Raw genomic sequence first — 13603 nt, 5'->3', positions numbered from 1 at the left:
CCGATGAAGCATTTTGCCATGCCCCATTTTCTGCCGCCGGCACTTCTGTTCCTGGGCAATGCCCTTCTGTATATCTCGCTTTTCATCCGCATGCCGGAAATTTCCAGCGCGATGGGGATTGGCAAGGCGGCGCTGGGCCTGGCGATTTTCGGCGCTTCCATCGGCACGCTGGCGGCACTGCCGATTGCCGGCCGGGTGACAAACCGCCTGAGCCCGCGGGTGACGGCGGCCATCGCGCTGGCGGCCATGTGCCCGCTGATGCCGATCATGAGCGTGGTGAGCTATCGGTGGTTTTTCATCTGCTTCGTGATCTTTGGTTTCGTCCGCACGCTGCTGGACGTTGCCGCCAATATGGTGGCGATGGAATCCGAACGGCTTGCCGGCGTGAAGGTCCTGTCGCGCAGCCATGGTTTCTGGTCTGTCGGCCTGCTTCTCGGTTCGCTTTTCGGTGGCTTCATGGCCAGTCGCGGCGTGTTGCCGGTCATTCACCTGACGATCATTTCCGCTCTGATCGTTGTTCTGGCGGTCGTGGAGCTGAAGTTGCTGCCGTCTCTGGCGCCGCTGCCAGCCGCTGAGGGTGAAAAGCGGCGCATTTTCGTGCTGCCGGGCAGGGCGGTGCTGCTGGTTTGCGCCATCGTCTTCGGCCTGGCGATTGCCGAAGGCACGATTTACGACTGGGGCATATTCTACATCCGTTCGGTGATCGGTGCCGATCCTGGAACGGCCGGATTGCTGTTTGCCTGCTTCACTGCGGCAATGGGGCTGATGCGGATGTTCGGCGATCAGCTGCGCGGGCGCTTTTCGTCGGTGCGGCTGCTGCAGGCCTCGGTGCTGTCCGTTTTCGGCGGCATTATCTTTCTGGTCACCGTTCCCGGCATCATCACCGGCGCCATCGCGCTAACGGTCATCGGCGCCGGGATCGCGCTCAACATGCCGCTGGCCGTTGCCGCTGTCGCCCAGCTTCCCGGCCGTTCGGCGGCCGACAATCTGGCCGCCATGTCGCTGGCGCTGCTGATTTCCACGATCGGCATTCCGCCGCTGATGGGAACGGTCGCTGAAGCCTTCGGGCTCACGGTCACGTTCCTGCTGCTGCTGCCGATGCTGGTGGTCAGCTTCCTGCTGGCACCGCGTGCCTATCGCGGCTTCTGACCGGCCCTCAGGCAAAGGCCTTGAAGGTGACGAGGGTGAAGGTATCCTTCACGCCCTCAATGGTCTGCAGCTTGCTGGTGACGAAATGGCCGATATCGGCATCCTTGGGCAGGTAGAATTTGGCCAGAAGGTCGTAATGGCCGGAGGTCGAGTAGATCTCCGATGTTTCCTCCAGCGAGCGCACGATGAGATCGGCGACGTCATAGGCCGCGCCGGAGAGGCATTTGAACTGGACGAAAATGGTCTGCATGGTGGAACTCTTGGCTGTTGCGCTTCGTTTCGGTGGATAAGCTATAGCAGGCTTTCTCAGGGTTTTCAGTCTTGCCGCACGAAGTTTATCGGATAGGATTGCATCGTGCGGCAGATTGATGGTTGACAAGAATGCGCCATTTGTCGACGAAGATTCGAAATAATCACGCATTCTCGCGCGAAATGGCTGAATTCTCCGGTGTTGGATGAGGAATTCCTTTGTGCGCGATTTTGCGTCACGGCGTTTGGCGAAGGGAGAAGACATGACGATTGCAGGCGAACTGAAAGACAGGCTGAAAGATCCCTCACTGGCAGTTGATGCTGCCTTTGTCGCCGGCCGATGGCTGAGCGCCGGCGAGGCTGGGCAGACCTTTGCCGTCACCAATCCGGCCGATGGTGCGCAGCTCGCCGTCCTGCCTGATATCGACGCCGCTGTGCTCGATCAGGCCATTGCCGCGGCCTATGCGGCGCAGAAGGGCTGGGCAAAGAAGACGGGCAAGGAGCGGGCCGTGATCCTGCGCCGCCTCTACGATCTGATGGTCGCGAATGCCGATGATCTGGCCACGATCCTGACGATGGAAATGGGCAAGCCCTTTGCCGAGGCGCGCGGCGAGATCCTTTATGGCGGCGCCTATGTCGAGTGGTTCGGCGAAGAAGCCAAGCGCGCCTATGGCGATATCATTCCCGGCCATCAGGCCGATAAGCGCCTGCTGGTCATCCGCCAGCCGGTGGGGGTCGTCGGCGCGATCACGCCGTGGAACTTCCCCAATGCCATGCTGGCGCGCAAAATGGCTCCGGCACTGGCGGCTGGCTGCGCCATGGTTGCCAAGCCAGCACAGCAGACGCCGCTTTCGGCGCTGGCGCTGGCGGTTCTGGCCGAGCGGGCCGGCGTGCCGGCAGGCGTGCTTTCCGTGTTGACCTCGACGCAATCATCAATGGTCGGCAAGGCCTTTTCCGATGATGACCGTGTGCGCAAGATCACCTTTACCGGCTCGACCAATGTCGGTCGCATCCTGATGCGGCAGGGGGCGGAGCAGATCAAGAAAATGGGGCTGGAGCTCGGCGGCAACGCGCCGTTCATCGTCTTCGATGACGCTGATCTCGATGCGGCGGTCGAAGGGGCGATTGCCTCGAAATATCGCAATGCCGGGCAGACCTGCGTCTGTGCCAACCGGCTTTACGTGCAGTCAGCTGTCTATGATGCCTTCGCCGAAAAGCTGGCGGCGCGCGTTGCCGGGCTCAAGGTTGGCAATGGCCTGGAAGACAATATCGAGATCGGTCCGATGGTGGACGAGAATGCGGTGAAGAAGGTCAAGGAACACATTGAGGATGCCGTGTCCAAGGGCGCATCCGTAAGGCTTGGCGGCAAGCCGCATGATCTCGGTGGCCTGTTCTTCGAACCGACGATCCTGACGGGGGTCACCAGTGACATGGCCTGTGCGCGGGAAGAGACCTTCGGACCGGTCGCGCCGCTGTTCCGGTTTGAGACGGAAGAGGATGTCGTGGCCATGGCCAATGACACGGAATTCGGCCTTGCCTCATATTTCTATTCAAAAGACATGGCCAAGATCTTCCGGGTGGCCGAGGCGCTGGAATATGGCATTGTCGGCGTCAATACCGGCCTTATCTCAACCGAAGTTGCCCCCTTTGGCGGCATCAAGCAGTCCGGCACAGGCCGGGAAGGCTCCAAATACGGCCTCGATGACTATACGGAACTGAAATATATCTGCCTTGGCGGGATTGGCTGAGGTCGAGGGAAAAGAGGCCGCCTGCGGGCGGCCTTCTGTCTCCATCACATGGATGTGGAATTATAGGTCGGCGGGGTGTAGGGCTGCGGCATGTCTGACGCGCCAGTTGAGGTGTCGCCTGCGGTTGAAGCAGCGGCGGCGGCCGATGGCAGCACATAGCCGGGCGGTGCTGCGGCTGGCTTGTAGAGCTGGAACTGGGCCCCCTGGTTCGGGGTGCAGTTCATCAGATAGGCGCTGACCACGGCGCAATTGACCCGTGCCTTGGTCTGGCGGATGACCGAGGTCAGATCAATCTCGATGACATTGTTGCCAAGGTCGGTATAGGTGCCCGACGCCAGCATCTGGTTGGTATCGGCCGTACGGGTCTCGAACTGTCCGTTTGAGAAGCTCGAGACAATGCCGTTCTGGTCAAGCCACTGCCCGTCCACGACACTGGCCTGCGAATAGGTTGGCATGCCCTGACTTGGCGATGGCGTCTGATAGGTCGAGCAGCCAGCAAGAAGGCTTGCGATGCCGGCCACGAGCACAGCGGTTCTGGTTTTCACGGGCAGTCTCATCCGAGCGAGTTTCATCTGTCTTCGATTGTTATCATCTGGCTTCAAATTGCAACAGCATCCTGTCGCAATCAAAGGATTTTAGCGTTTTGCGCCAGCTTTATGGCGGGCCGCTTCGCGCCGGGCAAGGCTTTCCGGCGGCCATTCCTGTTTCATGTCGTAATATTCGGCGAAACTGCGTGCCGCTGCTGGCAGCGGCAGCCAGGGAAGTTTCGAACGGGTGTAGATATGCACGTCAGGCTGGAAGCTGCCGGGCTCGTCGAGCGTCGCAATCCGGATGAAGGCCATCCAGCCACGCCGGCCATAATCGCTCCAGAGCGCCGTGCCGCAATCACTGCAGCGCACCACGTCATGGGGGTAGCCGCTGTCGGTTGGCAGTGTGGTTATCTGTGGGCTTCCTTGTGTCACGGCAAGACGGTCCGCCTCGATCAGGCCGTTGACGACGAAGGGCCCCCCGGTCTGACGCTGGCAGTCCTTGCAATGGCAGGCATGTACGAACATCGGCCGTCCATGCATGCGAAAGCGAACGGCACCACAGAAGCATCCACCCTCGAAAACCGTCTCAGCCATGATTGCCTCCCTCAGATAGTTTTCACCCAGGCGCGCGCCAGAGCCAGGCCCGCCTGGTCGGCCTGCCTTCCCAGTGTATCGGAAAGGGTTTCGTAATGCTGCATGAAGTCCGGATCATGCCGGGCAACGGCTTTGGCGAAATGGGCGCTCCACTCCTTCACCAGGGCGCGGTCTGCCTCGAAATGAAACTGCGTTGCATAGCCTGCCCGACCGATGCGGAAGGCCTGGTTCATGACGCTGGAATTGCCGGCAAGGCGGGTTGCACCGGCTGGCAGGGTAAAGGTATCGTCATGCCACTGAAAGCTGGAGAAGCTGCTGCCGGCAGCCGAAAGCACTGGATCAGCCTCACCGTCCTCCGTCAGTGCGATCTCTTTCCAGCCGAATTCACTGGCGCCACCGATAATGTTGCGGCCGCCAAAGGCGCGGGCGAGCATCTGGCCGCCAAGACAGATGCCAAGCACGGCGCGCCCGCTTTCGACATAGTCGCGCATCAGCCCGGCAAGGGCGGGCAGGTAAGGATGCGCGGCGTCGTCAACCGCATTCTGCTCACCGCCGAAGACGACAAGCCCGTCGAATTCCGAGTCAGGCGCGGGCAGCGGATCGTCCTGCCACGGGCGAAAGACGGCGATCTCGGCATCGGCCCCGCTCAGCGCAGCGCCAACCGTACCAAGGCCGGTGGCATCCATATTTTCAACGATTGCGACGCGCATGACCAAGCTCCTGTCTATGGTTGAGACAAAAAGCATGGCCCATGAAGACGGGCAAGCGGATTCGTCAATTCTACATTGCCATGCTTGCCTTGCGGTAATATGGATCAAAAAACTCAAGTTAAGGATCTGTCATGACTGAAAAACCATCGGTTCGAATCGTCTATTGCAGCATGTGCAACTGGCTGATGCGTTCGGCCTGGATGGCGCAGGAGCTGCTCTCGACATTTTCGCTGGAATTGCATGCCGTGACGCTGGAGCCGCGCTCCGGCGGCATTTTCGAGATCTATGTCGACGAGAAACTGGTGTGGGAACGCAAGCGTGATGGCGGATTCCCGAGCCCGAAGCAGCTGAAGCAGCTGGTGCGTGATGTTGTCGATCCTGACCGTGACCTCGGACATGTCGATCGCTCCGACCCGGCATGACCGGGTTTTCAACGGCTTTCGGACGAGAATTTCGCGCTGGCGAAAAATTTGACACGAAAACGTCAAATACCCTGTTGACTTCCCCGTGCTGGCCCTCTAAATCGCTCCTCGTTGCCCAGATGGCGGAATTGGTAGACGCGCCAGCTTCAGGTGCTGGTACTCGCAAGGGTGTGGAGGTTCGAGTCCTCTTCTGGGCACCAGTTCAATTTGTGTGAGAGCACACAAATATTTCTTTTTCCTGACAAATCAGCTTTGCAATGATCCTGCGGGATGATGCCGGTCATCGGCCCCGGGAAGAGGAAATTTGTCTGTCAAAGCTGTTCGTTGCCTTGTAAATCGTCGCTATTCCTTTGTGTTGACGGTGCAATTGCGGCATAGTCGCCGCGCTTTGAAGGAACCCGAAACGGAACGAAGCGATGCATGTCCTCGTGGCGCTCTCTCATCTCTGGGGCGTGCTGAACACCATGGTGCTGAAGATCTTTCGCCATATCGCCGCCACGGCGCTCGGCGTCATGGTTTTCGTGATTCTGACGCAGGTCGTGTTCCGCTATCTCCTGAATGACGCGCTGAGCTGGACCGAGGAGCTGTCACGCTTTTTGATGCTGTGGATGGTCGGGCTGATGTCGCCGATTGCCTGGCGCCATGGCGGCTTTGTCAGCATCGACATGCTCACCCGTTTCCTTCCGCTGCGTCTTGCCAGTCTGCTGTCGCTGCTGCTGCTCGTTTTCACCGCCATTCTGTTTGCCTTCGCCGTCAGGATCGGCTGGGCGGAGGTGACCGGCATTGGCGGCCGCTTCGCCATGCCGGCGCTCAAGGTGCCGGGTGCGCTCGATTTGTCCGTATGGATCCGCGTGCCGCGTGCGGCGATGATGGCGTCGCTTGCCGTCGGTGTCACCGCCATGCTTTCGGTGACGATCGAGCTGGCATTGCGTCAGCTGGTTCTGCTTGCGGGCGGCGGCGAAAAGCTCGATGCGCTGGCGCCGGTGGTCGGGCTGGAGACGGAGTGATGCTGAGCCTGTTTCTGCCGCTCTTTCTGGTGCTGATGTTTCTCGGCCTGCCGATCGTGATCGCGCTGGTCGCGGCACCTGCCGTGCTGCTGGCGCTGAACGGGCAGGAACGCGATATCGTGCTGCTTTATCGCAATGTCTATAACGGCATGGACAGCTTTCCGCTGATGGCTGTTCCCTTCTTCATGCTGGCAGGCGAGCTGATGAACCGGGCGCGGATCACCGAGCGTCTGGTCGAGTTCTCTCAGGCCATGATCGGTCATTTCCGTGCCGGTCTTGCCCATGTCAACATCCTGTCGTCCATGCTGTTTGCCGGGCTTTCGGGCTCTGCGGTCGCTGATGTCTCGGCACTCGGCTCGATGCTGATTCCAGCCATGGAAAAGCAGGGTTATGACCGCAAGTTTGCCGCCGCCGTGACCGCAGCGTCCGCCATTATCGGCCCGATCATCCCGCCATCGGGCATCATGATCATCTATGCCTATGTCATGGGGGAAAGCGTTGCCGCGCTGTTTCTCGCCGGGATCGTTCCTGGTGTTCTGATCGGCCTGGCACTGATGGCCGTGGTCCGGTTGATGGCAGATCGCGCCGGCCTGCCGCCGGCGACGAAGCGGGCATCGCTGCGGGAGCGGGGCCGGGCGAGCCTCAAGGCCTTTTTCCCGCTGATGACGCCGCTCATCATTCTGGGTGGCATTCTCGGCGGCGTGTTCACGCCGACGGAAGCCTCCGCCATTGCCGTTGCCTATGCCTTTGTGATCGGCTTTTTCGTCATGCGTACGCTGAAAATCGGCGATGTGCCGGGTATCCTCACCCGCTCGGCCCTGTCATCTTCCGTGGTGTTGCTGCTGGTCGGGGCGGCCATGGCCTTCAAGACCGTGGCCTCGCTCGCCCATACGCCGGAAATGCTGGCTTCTTTCGTGCTCGCCTTGTCTGACAACCCGCTGATCCTGCTGTTCCTGATCAATCTGTTGCTGTTCGTTGTCGGCATGTTTCTCGATGCCGGGCCTGCCATCATCGTGCTCGGACCGATTCTGGGACCGGTCTTTACCGGCATGGGCGTGGAGCCGGTGCACTTCGCCATCATCATGGCGGTGAACCTGACGGTCGGCCTGCTGACGCCGCCGATGGGGCTGGTTCTGTTCGTCACATCTTCCGTTTCGAAACTCCGGGTCGAAACGGTCGCGCGTGCCGTTCTGCCTTTTCTCGCGGTTGAGGTGGCGGTTATCTTCCTGATCACTTATGTTCCGGCACTGAGCCTGACCCTGCCAAGGCTGTTCGGCTTTCTCGATTGACTGAAAGCGGGATCAATCTGATCACGGATCCCGGCAAAATGGGAGGACATCGATGTTCAAGCATATGTTCAAGGCCTCGCTTCTGGCGGGGGCGCTGTCGCTTGTCGCCTTTGGCGGCATCGCCGCAGCTGCCGACATCACACTGCGTGCTGTCGCCAATTCGAATGAGGCGGACGAGGATTATGACGGCCTCGCCGTCTTCAAGAATTATGTCGAAAACGCCTCGAATGGCGCGATAGCCGTCGATATCTTCCTCGGTACACAGATCTGCGGTACCGGTGAGGAATGCCTGCAGGGGATCGCCGATGGCACGATTGACGTCTATGTCTCGACCACAGCAGGTGCTGCGGGCCTGTTTCCCTATCTGCAGGTTCTGGACCTGCCCTATCTGATGGATGATGACCGGGTCGCTGAAACCGTTCTGAGCGGGCCCTTTGCCACTGAACTTCGCGATTTGGCGCTTCAGGACAGCGGCGGCGCTATCCGGCTGATGACGATCGGCAATACCGGTGGCTGGCGCAATTTCGCCAATACCCAGCACACCATTCACACACCTGCCGACATGGCGGGGCTGAAAATGCGCACCGTGCCCGCCGAACTGCCGCAGGAACTGGTCAAGACGCTGGGCGGTGCGCCGACGCCGATGCCCTGGTCCGAGCTGTTTACCTCGCTGCAGACCGGTGTCGTTGAAGGAACCGCCAACGGCATTACCGATATCATGAACATGAAGTTTCCCGATGCCGGGCTGAAATACATCACCCTTGACCGGCATTCCTACATGGCCGCCTTCTGGTGGATGGGAAGCGCCCGCTTTGCCAGCCTGACAGCAGAGCAGCAGAAGGTGGTGGTGGACGGCTTCAAGGCGTTGCAGCAGGCGACCTTTGCCAGCCCCAAGCGCAAGGAAATTGCGGCCTATCAGGAATTCACCAAGGCTGGCGGCGAGATCTACGTGCCGACAGATGACGAGAAGGCAGCGTTCCGTACCGCCGCTGAGCCGGTTTTTGACTGGTTTACCGCCAATCTGCCCGGCGGCGGCGATATCTATGCGAGCTTCACCGCCGCTGTCGATGCAGCACAGGCTGAGGTGGATGCACAGCGCGCGGTGGAAATGGCGCAGTAATCGACAGGCCTGATCGGTCGGAAGGGCCCGCCAGATCGGCGGGCCTTTTTCGTTGAAGCCTATTCGGAAACCTTCACCGGCCTCGGTTTCGGCTTCTGCATGAACAGTACCAGCGGCATCAGTGCAAAGGTAACGAGCATCATCAGCTTGAAGTCGTCGATATAGGCGATCAGGGCCGCCTGAACGCTGATTTCGGAATTGACCAGATAGATCAGTATATCATGGGAGAATCCGGTTTTCTCGGCGATGTCGGCCAGACGCGGCCCCGCCTCGGTGATCTTGGCGGTCATCTCGGTACGGTTGGTGGCCACATTCCAGGCGAGCACCGTCGACAGCAGCGAAATGCCGACGCTGGAGCCGATATTGCGCACCAGGTTGAACAGGCCGGCAGCTTCGGCGCGGTAGCGGGCCTCGAGCGTCGCATAGGCGAGCGCCGAGAGCGGCACGAAGACGAGACCAAGGCCGAAACCCTGCAAGATGCCGCTGACAATCACCGGTTCCTTGCCCATTGTGGTGGAAAAGCCGGTCATCATCTGCATTGACCATGCCGTCAGCAACAGGCCGGTGACAATGGCGACGCGTGTGTCGATCCGGTTGGCAAGCCGGCCATACAGCATCATCGAGGCCATGGTGCCGAAACCGCGCGGGGCCATGACAAGGCCTGACAGGGCCACCGGATAGCCGAGCACGTCCTGCAGCAGCGATGGCAGCAGCGCCGAACCGCCGAGCACCATAGCGCCGACCAGAGCGGCAAGGATCAGGGCCATCAGCAGGTTCTTGTCCTTGAAGACGGCCAGCGAAATGAACGGATCCTTGGCGCGCAGGATATGAATGGTGAATACCCACAGGCCCGAGACAAACAGTCCGGTCTCGATCCAGATCTCGGTCGACTGGAACCAGTTCTGCGCCTGGCCGCGGTCGAGGATCATCTGCAGCGCACCGATGGCGATCGACAGCATGGCAAAGCCGAAAAAGTCGAATCTTCGGATGCGGGTCGGCGCCTTGGGTAGGAACAGCATCATGCCGGCAAGGGCGAGCAGTCCGATGGGCAGGTTGACGTAGAAGACATAGCGCCAGCCCCAGTTATCCGTCAGCCAGCCGCCAAGCGTCGGGCCGATGATCGGGCCCAGCATCACGCCCATGCCCCAGACCGCCATGGCCTGGCCGTGCTTCTCGCGCGGGTTGATGTCGAGCAGGACAGTCTGTGAAAGCGGCACCAGCGAAGCGCCGAACAGGCCCTGCAGCACGCGGAAGGCCACCATCTCGTTCAGGCTGGATGCCATGCCGCAGGCCATGGAGGTGATGATGAAGCCGGCGGCGGAGACGATGAAGATCTGCCTGAGCCCGTAGCGCTCTGACAACCAGCCGGTGACCGGGGTGATGATGGCGGAAGCGACGATATAGGACGTCAGCACCCAGGTGATCTGGTCCTGGCTGGCGCCGAGCGAACCACGCATGGAGGGCAGCGCGACGTTGGCAATCGTCGTGTCGAGCACCTGCATGATGGTGGCAAGCATGATCGATATGGTCAAAAGCCCCTTGAACGGAACCTTCGTCATATCCGGCTCTGCCGTTACGGCGGCGCTCATCAGTCAGCGTCCCCGTCGGCAGCAAGGGCCGGTGCGCCGAAGCCGATCGCGGCAAGGCTGTTCTTCATGAAGTCAGGCATGCCGCGGGCATGGCCGGTATCGACCTCGACAAGTGCGCTCATGCCGACGCGAAGGTCAGGGCTTTTCGGCGTCAGGTCCAGGGCAATGCGCACGGGAACGCGCTGCACGACCTTGACCCAGTTGCCGGATGCGTTCTGGGCCGGGATCAGCGAAAAGGCCGAGCCGGTGCCGGCGCCGATGCTTTCGACCGTGCCCTTGATCGTGACGTCAGGATAGGCATCAACACGCACTTCGACCGGCTGACCGGCTTTCATATGCGTGAGGTCGGTTTCCTTGAAGTTGGCCTCGATCACCGTCGAGCCCGTGGTGACGATCGTCAGCACGGAAGAGGAGGTCGAGACATATTGCCCGTCCTGCAACGAGGTGGTCTGGGTGACGATGCCGTTGCTCGGCGCGACGACCTTGGTGCGGGCCAGATCCAGCTTGGCGGCAGCCAGTTTGGCAAGAGCGGCCATCACTTCGGGATGGCTGTCGGTGGCAATATCGGGATTGCCGCCAAGAGCGGCCTTGGCGCTGGCGACATCCTGCTTGGCGCTGACAACGGCACCTTCGGCATTCTTCAGCGTCAGGTCGGCCTCATCCAGCGCAGTCTGGCTGACGGCGCCCTGCTTCAGCAGGTTCTGCTGGCGCTGCTGGCGCACCCGGGCGATGGTCAGTGCCTCGCCGGCGGTTTCAAGTTCTGCCTCGGTTTTCAGATAGGCCGATTTCAGCTTCTCCACATCGAGGCGTGCCGAAGCCACGGCGGCATTGGCCTGGTCGACGGCATTCACATAGACCGAATCGTCGATGGCGAAGAGCAGGCTGCCCTTGGTGACGGCGTCGTTTTCGCCCGGGCCGACGGAGACGATCTTGCCGGAGACTTCCGGGACGATCTTCACCACATCCTGATCGACATAGGAATCTTCGGTGGAAACGACGCGGCCGCCGGTGACATAGAAATAGGAGCCGGCAACGGCGAGAATGACGGGCACTGAGGCCATGAGGATGAATCGGCCGGCGCGGCGCGGCTTCGGCTTGACGATGGTGACGTCGCTGTCGGAAGGTGACAGTTCCTCTGCGGGCTTCTGCTCGGAAGAAGCGTTCATAATGTGTTTTCCTGATAAGACAAACCGCCATGGCGGACGTAAAATGGGGTCATCCGCTTGTGCCAATCGGGACCGGTAATCGATCCTTGGCAAATAGGATACATTGATGTATCTAATATTCGTGTCGAATTCTGTCAATAGGATTCGTCAGTGTTTCTTATGGATCTGGAATGACGAAGAAGACGACGGAACGAAGGCGGGGCGAAGAGCTTGAAAGCGCATTGCTGCAGGCGGCCTGGGACGAGTTGCTGGAAAAGGGCTATGGCGGGTTGACCATGGAAGCCGTGGCCAGACGTGCAGGCACCAGCCGGCCGGTGCTTTATCGCCGCTGGGCGTCTCTGCCCGAGCTTGCCGTGGCCGCGATGCGCTACCACGTTGAGGCGAACCCGATCATCGTTCCCGATCTGGGCGACCTGCGCGACGATGTAATCGCATTGCTGCAGCATATCGTTGACCGGCGATCACGCATGGGATCGCTGATTTCGGTGGAACTCACGGATTATTTTCGAGAAACCAATTCAAGTCCGGCGGAATTGAAGCGCCAGATCGTTTCGCGCGATCAACATACGATGGAAATCCTGTTGACGCGGGCGGCAGCCCGCGGCGAGATTGAAGATCAGGCGATCGCGCCGCGCATCGTTTCCCTGCCGGTCGATCTCTTGCGTCAGGACATGATGATGACGATGAAACCGACCTCGGACGCCGTGATCATCGATATTGTCGACACGGTTTTCCTGCCGCTGGTCGGCTACAAGCCCGTCAAAGCGGGGTGAGGCGGTGCCTCAAAGCTTGGCGATGTAATCGCAGAGCCGGTCAGCCGCATCTTCAATCTGCTTCGGATCGCGCAGGAAGCAGGCACGCAGGAAGGCTTCGCCGCCCGGCCCGAACGCCGACCCCGGGGCCAGCCCGACGCCGGTCTTGTCGACGATATCGAGTGCTGCACGGCGACTGTCGGTAATGCCGTCGACCTTGAGAAAGGCGTAGAGCGCGCCCTCGGGCTTGAGCGTCTGCACCCGGTTTGTCGCCAGCAGGCGGTCGCAGAGTATATCGCGTGAGAGGCTGGCGCGCCGGAAGTTTTCGGTGATGACGCCGTCCCCGTCGCGCACGGCGGCAAGAGCCCCCTTCTGCAGGAATTGCGGCACCCCTGAGACGGTATATTGCACCAGATTTTCAATGACATCGCCCATTTCTGCGGGCGCAACGATCCAGCCGATGCGCCAGCCGGTCATTGACCAGTTCTTGGAGAAGGAATTGACGAAGACGATCCGGTCATCTGCCTCCATGATATCCATGAAGGAGGGCGCGCGGCCACCGCCGAAGTGGTAGAGCGCATAGATCTCGTCGGCCATGATCCAGATGCCGTTCTTGCGCGCGATGTCGAGAAGCGTGCGCAGATCTTCAACACTTGCGGTCCAGCCGGTGGGGTTGGAGGGCGAGTTGACGAAGATGACGCTGGTCTTCTCGGTGATTGCGGCCTCGACCTTGCCGGGGTCGAGCTGCCAGCGGCCGTCCCTGAAATCCAGCGGCACACCGATCTGTTTTGCCCCGCTGACACCAAGGGAGGCAGAGATATTCGGCCAGGCAGGCGTGAAGTAGATTGCCTCATCGCCCACTTCCGTCAGCGCTTCGACCATCAGCTTGATCGCATGCATGCCGGATGACGTCACGAAGATATTGTCCATGGCCAGCGTCTTGGCAAAATGCCGGCCGTAATAGTCGGCGATCGCCTGACGCAGTTCGGGAATGCCGCGTTGCAGCGTGTAGAAGGTTTCACCATCGGCCAGTGCCTTGGTCGCGGCCTCGCGAATGAAGGCGGGGGTCGGCAGATCGCCTTCGCCGGCCCAGAGCGGCAGCAGCCCGTCACGCCCGAAGGCGTAGTTGATGATCTCGACAATACCGCTCTCAGGTGCGTTGAGAGAGCGCTCGCTCAGGCTTTCGGTCAATGTCATGGTGCACTCCTTGGACAGCATTCTTTTAGCCGCAGAAACGCGGCGATGACATGAAAAATCGCCGGCGAATCATTGATTTTT

Annotated in this window: 14 protein-coding genes and 1 tRNA gene; 8 read left to right on the top strand and 7 right to left on the bottom strand. The window is 60.4% G+C overall.

Annotation, left to right across the window (positions count from 1 at the left end; translation table 11 throughout):
* Positions 1-18: 18 nt before the first annotated feature.
* A complete protein-coding gene (locus tag HCK86_RS20475) occupies positions 19-1149 on the top strand; it encodes an MFS transporter (protein WP_176086350.1) in 1131 nt (376 codons plus the stop codon).
* A gap of 7 nt (positions 1150-1156) precedes the next feature.
* Here HCK86_RS20475 and HCK86_RS20470 read toward each other — a convergent pair whose 3' ends face one another.
* A complete protein-coding gene (locus tag HCK86_RS20470; protein WP_176086349.1) occupies positions 1157-1399 on the bottom strand; it encodes an Lrp/AsnC family transcriptional regulator in 243 nt (80 codons plus the stop codon).
* A 262-nt stretch (positions 1400-1661) separates the two neighbouring features.
* Between HCK86_RS20470 and HCK86_RS20465 the strand changes: the two genes are divergently transcribed.
* Complete coding sequence (locus tag HCK86_RS20465; RefSeq protein ID WP_176086348.1) at positions 1662-3146, top strand: NAD-dependent succinate-semialdehyde dehydrogenase; 1485 nt, start codon at positions 1662-1664, stop codon at positions 3144-3146.
* 44 nt (positions 3147-3190) lie between these two features.
* On the opposite strand, the gene HCK86_RS20460 is transcribed toward HCK86_RS20465, so the two are convergent.
* The 3 genes from HCK86_RS20460 to HCK86_RS20450 form a co-directional block, all read right to left on the bottom strand.
* Entirely contained in the window at positions 3191-3691 is a 501-nt protein-coding gene (locus HCK86_RS20460; protein ID WP_176086347.1) for a hypothetical protein, read from the bottom strand.
* Positions 3692-3781: 90 nt separating this feature from the next.
* Positions 3782-4270 (bottom strand): GFA family protein, encoded by a 489-nt coding sequence (locus tag HCK86_RS20455; protein ID WP_176086346.1) that lies wholly within the window; start codon positions 4268-4270, stop codon positions 3782-3784.
* Positions 4271-4281: 11 nt separating this feature from the next.
* Entirely contained in the window at positions 4282-4980 is a 699-nt protein-coding gene (locus HCK86_RS20450) for a type 1 glutamine amidotransferase (protein WP_176086345.1), read from the bottom strand.
* 131 nt (positions 4981-5111) lie between these two features.
* Between HCK86_RS20450 and HCK86_RS20445 the strand changes: the two genes are divergently transcribed.
* The 5 genes from HCK86_RS20445 (at position 5112) to dctP (ending at position 8818) form a co-directional block, all read left to right on the top strand.
* Complete coding sequence (locus HCK86_RS20445; RefSeq protein WP_176086344.1) at positions 5112-5402, top strand: SelT/SelW/SelH family protein; 291 nt, start codon at positions 5112-5114, stop codon at positions 5400-5402.
* Between the two features lie 113 nt (positions 5403-5515).
* A tRNA-Leu gene (locus HCK86_RS20440) sits at positions 5516-5602 on the top strand.
* Positions 5603-5818: 216 nt separating this feature from the next.
* Positions 5819-6409, top strand: a complete 591-nt coding sequence (locus HCK86_RS20435) for a TRAP transporter small permease subunit (RefSeq protein ID WP_176086343.1) — start codon at positions 5819-5821, stop codon at positions 6407-6409.
* A complete protein-coding gene (locus HCK86_RS20430) occupies positions 6409-7698 on the top strand; it encodes a TRAP transporter large permease (protein WP_176086342.1) in 1290 nt (429 codons plus the stop codon). Before HCK86_RS20435 ends, HCK86_RS20430 begins: the two co-directional genes overlap by 1 nt.
* A 52-nt stretch (positions 7699-7750) precedes the next feature.
* A complete protein-coding gene (gene dctP, locus HCK86_RS20425; RefSeq protein WP_176086341.1) occupies positions 7751-8818 on the top strand; it encodes a TRAP transporter substrate-binding protein DctP in 1068 nt (355 codons plus the stop codon).
* Positions 8819-8877: 59 nt separating this feature from the next.
* On the opposite strand, the gene HCK86_RS20420 is transcribed toward dctP, so the two are convergent.
* A complete protein-coding gene (locus tag HCK86_RS20420) occupies positions 8878-10407 on the bottom strand; it encodes a DHA2 family efflux MFS transporter permease subunit (RefSeq protein ID WP_176086340.1) in 1530 nt (509 codons plus the stop codon).
* The gene (locus tag HCK86_RS20415) at positions 10407-11573 is read right to left on the bottom strand and encodes an HlyD family secretion protein (protein ID WP_176086339.1); all 1167 of its coding nucleotides are present in this window, start codon (positions 11571-11573) and stop codon (positions 10407-10409) included. Before HCK86_RS20415 ends, HCK86_RS20420 begins: the two co-directional genes overlap by 1 nt.
* Before the next feature lie 170 nt (positions 11574-11743).
* On the opposite strand from HCK86_RS20415, the gene HCK86_RS20410 reads away from it, so the two are divergent.
* Positions 11744-12346 carry a TetR/AcrR family transcriptional regulator gene (locus tag HCK86_RS20410; protein ID WP_176086338.1) on the top strand — a complete coding sequence of 201 codons (603 nt, stop codon included), beginning with the start codon at positions 11744-11746 and terminating at the stop codon, positions 12344-12346.
* 9 nt (positions 12347-12355) lie between these two features.
* On the opposite strand, the gene HCK86_RS20405 is transcribed toward HCK86_RS20410, so the two are convergent.
* Positions 12356-13522 carry a pyridoxal phosphate-dependent aminotransferase gene (locus HCK86_RS20405; RefSeq protein ID WP_176086337.1) on the bottom strand — a complete coding sequence of 389 codons (1167 nt, stop codon included), beginning with the start codon at positions 13520-13522 and terminating at the stop codon, positions 12356-12358.
* Positions 13523-13603: the final 81 nt, after the last annotated feature.

It is taken from the genome of Martelella sp. HB161492 (assembly GCF_013184775.1).
Classification (GTDB): domain Bacteria; phylum Pseudomonadota; class Alphaproteobacteria; order Rhizobiales; family Rhizobiaceae; genus Martelella.
The sequence above is the reverse complement of the archived record's forward strand: the minus strand, read 5'-3'. Positions and strand labels throughout refer to the sequence as shown.

Bases quoted from the DNA above. Each gene is read 5' to 3' on its own strand.
- HCK86_RS20475 (WP_176086350.1), top strand. From the start codon at position 19: ATGCCCCATTTTCTGCCGCCGGCACTTCTGTTCCTGGGCAATGCCCTT.
- HCK86_RS20470 (WP_176086349.1), bottom strand. From the start codon at position 1,399: ATGCAGACCATTTTCGTCCAGTTCAAATGCCTCTCCGGCGCGGCCTAT.
- HCK86_RS20465 (WP_176086348.1), top strand. From the start codon at position 1,662: ATGACGATTGCAGGCGAACTGAAAGACAGGCTGAAAGATCCCTCACTG.
- HCK86_RS20455 (WP_176086346.1), bottom strand. From the start codon at position 4,270: ATGGCTGAGACGGTTTTCGAGGGTGGATGCTTCTGTGGTGCCGTTCGC.
- HCK86_RS20450 (WP_176086345.1), bottom strand. From the start codon at position 4,980: ATGCGCGTCGCAATCGTTGAAAATATGGATGCCACCGGCCTTGGTACG.
- HCK86_RS20445 (WP_176086344.1), top strand. From the start codon at position 5,112: ATGACTGAAAAACCATCGGTTCGAATCGTCTATTGCAGCATGTGCAAC.
- HCK86_RS20435 (WP_176086343.1), top strand. From the start codon at position 5,819: ATGCATGTCCTCGTGGCGCTCTCTCATCTCTGGGGCGTGCTGAACACC.
- HCK86_RS20430 (WP_176086342.1), top strand. From the start codon at position 6,409: ATGCTGAGCCTGTTTCTGCCGCTCTTTCTGGTGCTGATGTTTCTCGGC.
- dctP (WP_176086341.1), top strand. From the start codon at position 7,751: ATGTTCAAGCATATGTTCAAGGCCTCGCTTCTGGCGGGGGCGCTGTCG.
- HCK86_RS20420 (WP_176086340.1), bottom strand. From the start codon at position 10,407: ATGAGCGCCGCCGTAACGGCAGAGCCGGATATGACGAAGGTTCCGTTC.
- HCK86_RS20415 (WP_176086339.1), bottom strand. From the start codon at position 11,573: ATGAACGCTTCTTCCGAGCAGAAGCCCGCAGAGGAACTGTCACCTTCC.
- HCK86_RS20410 (WP_176086338.1), top strand. From the start codon at position 11,744: ATGACGAAGAAGACGACGGAACGAAGGCGGGGCGAAGAGCTTGAAAGC.
- HCK86_RS20405 (WP_176086337.1), bottom strand. From the start codon at position 13,522: ATGACATTGACCGAAAGCCTGAGCGAGCGCTCTCTCAACGCACCTGAG.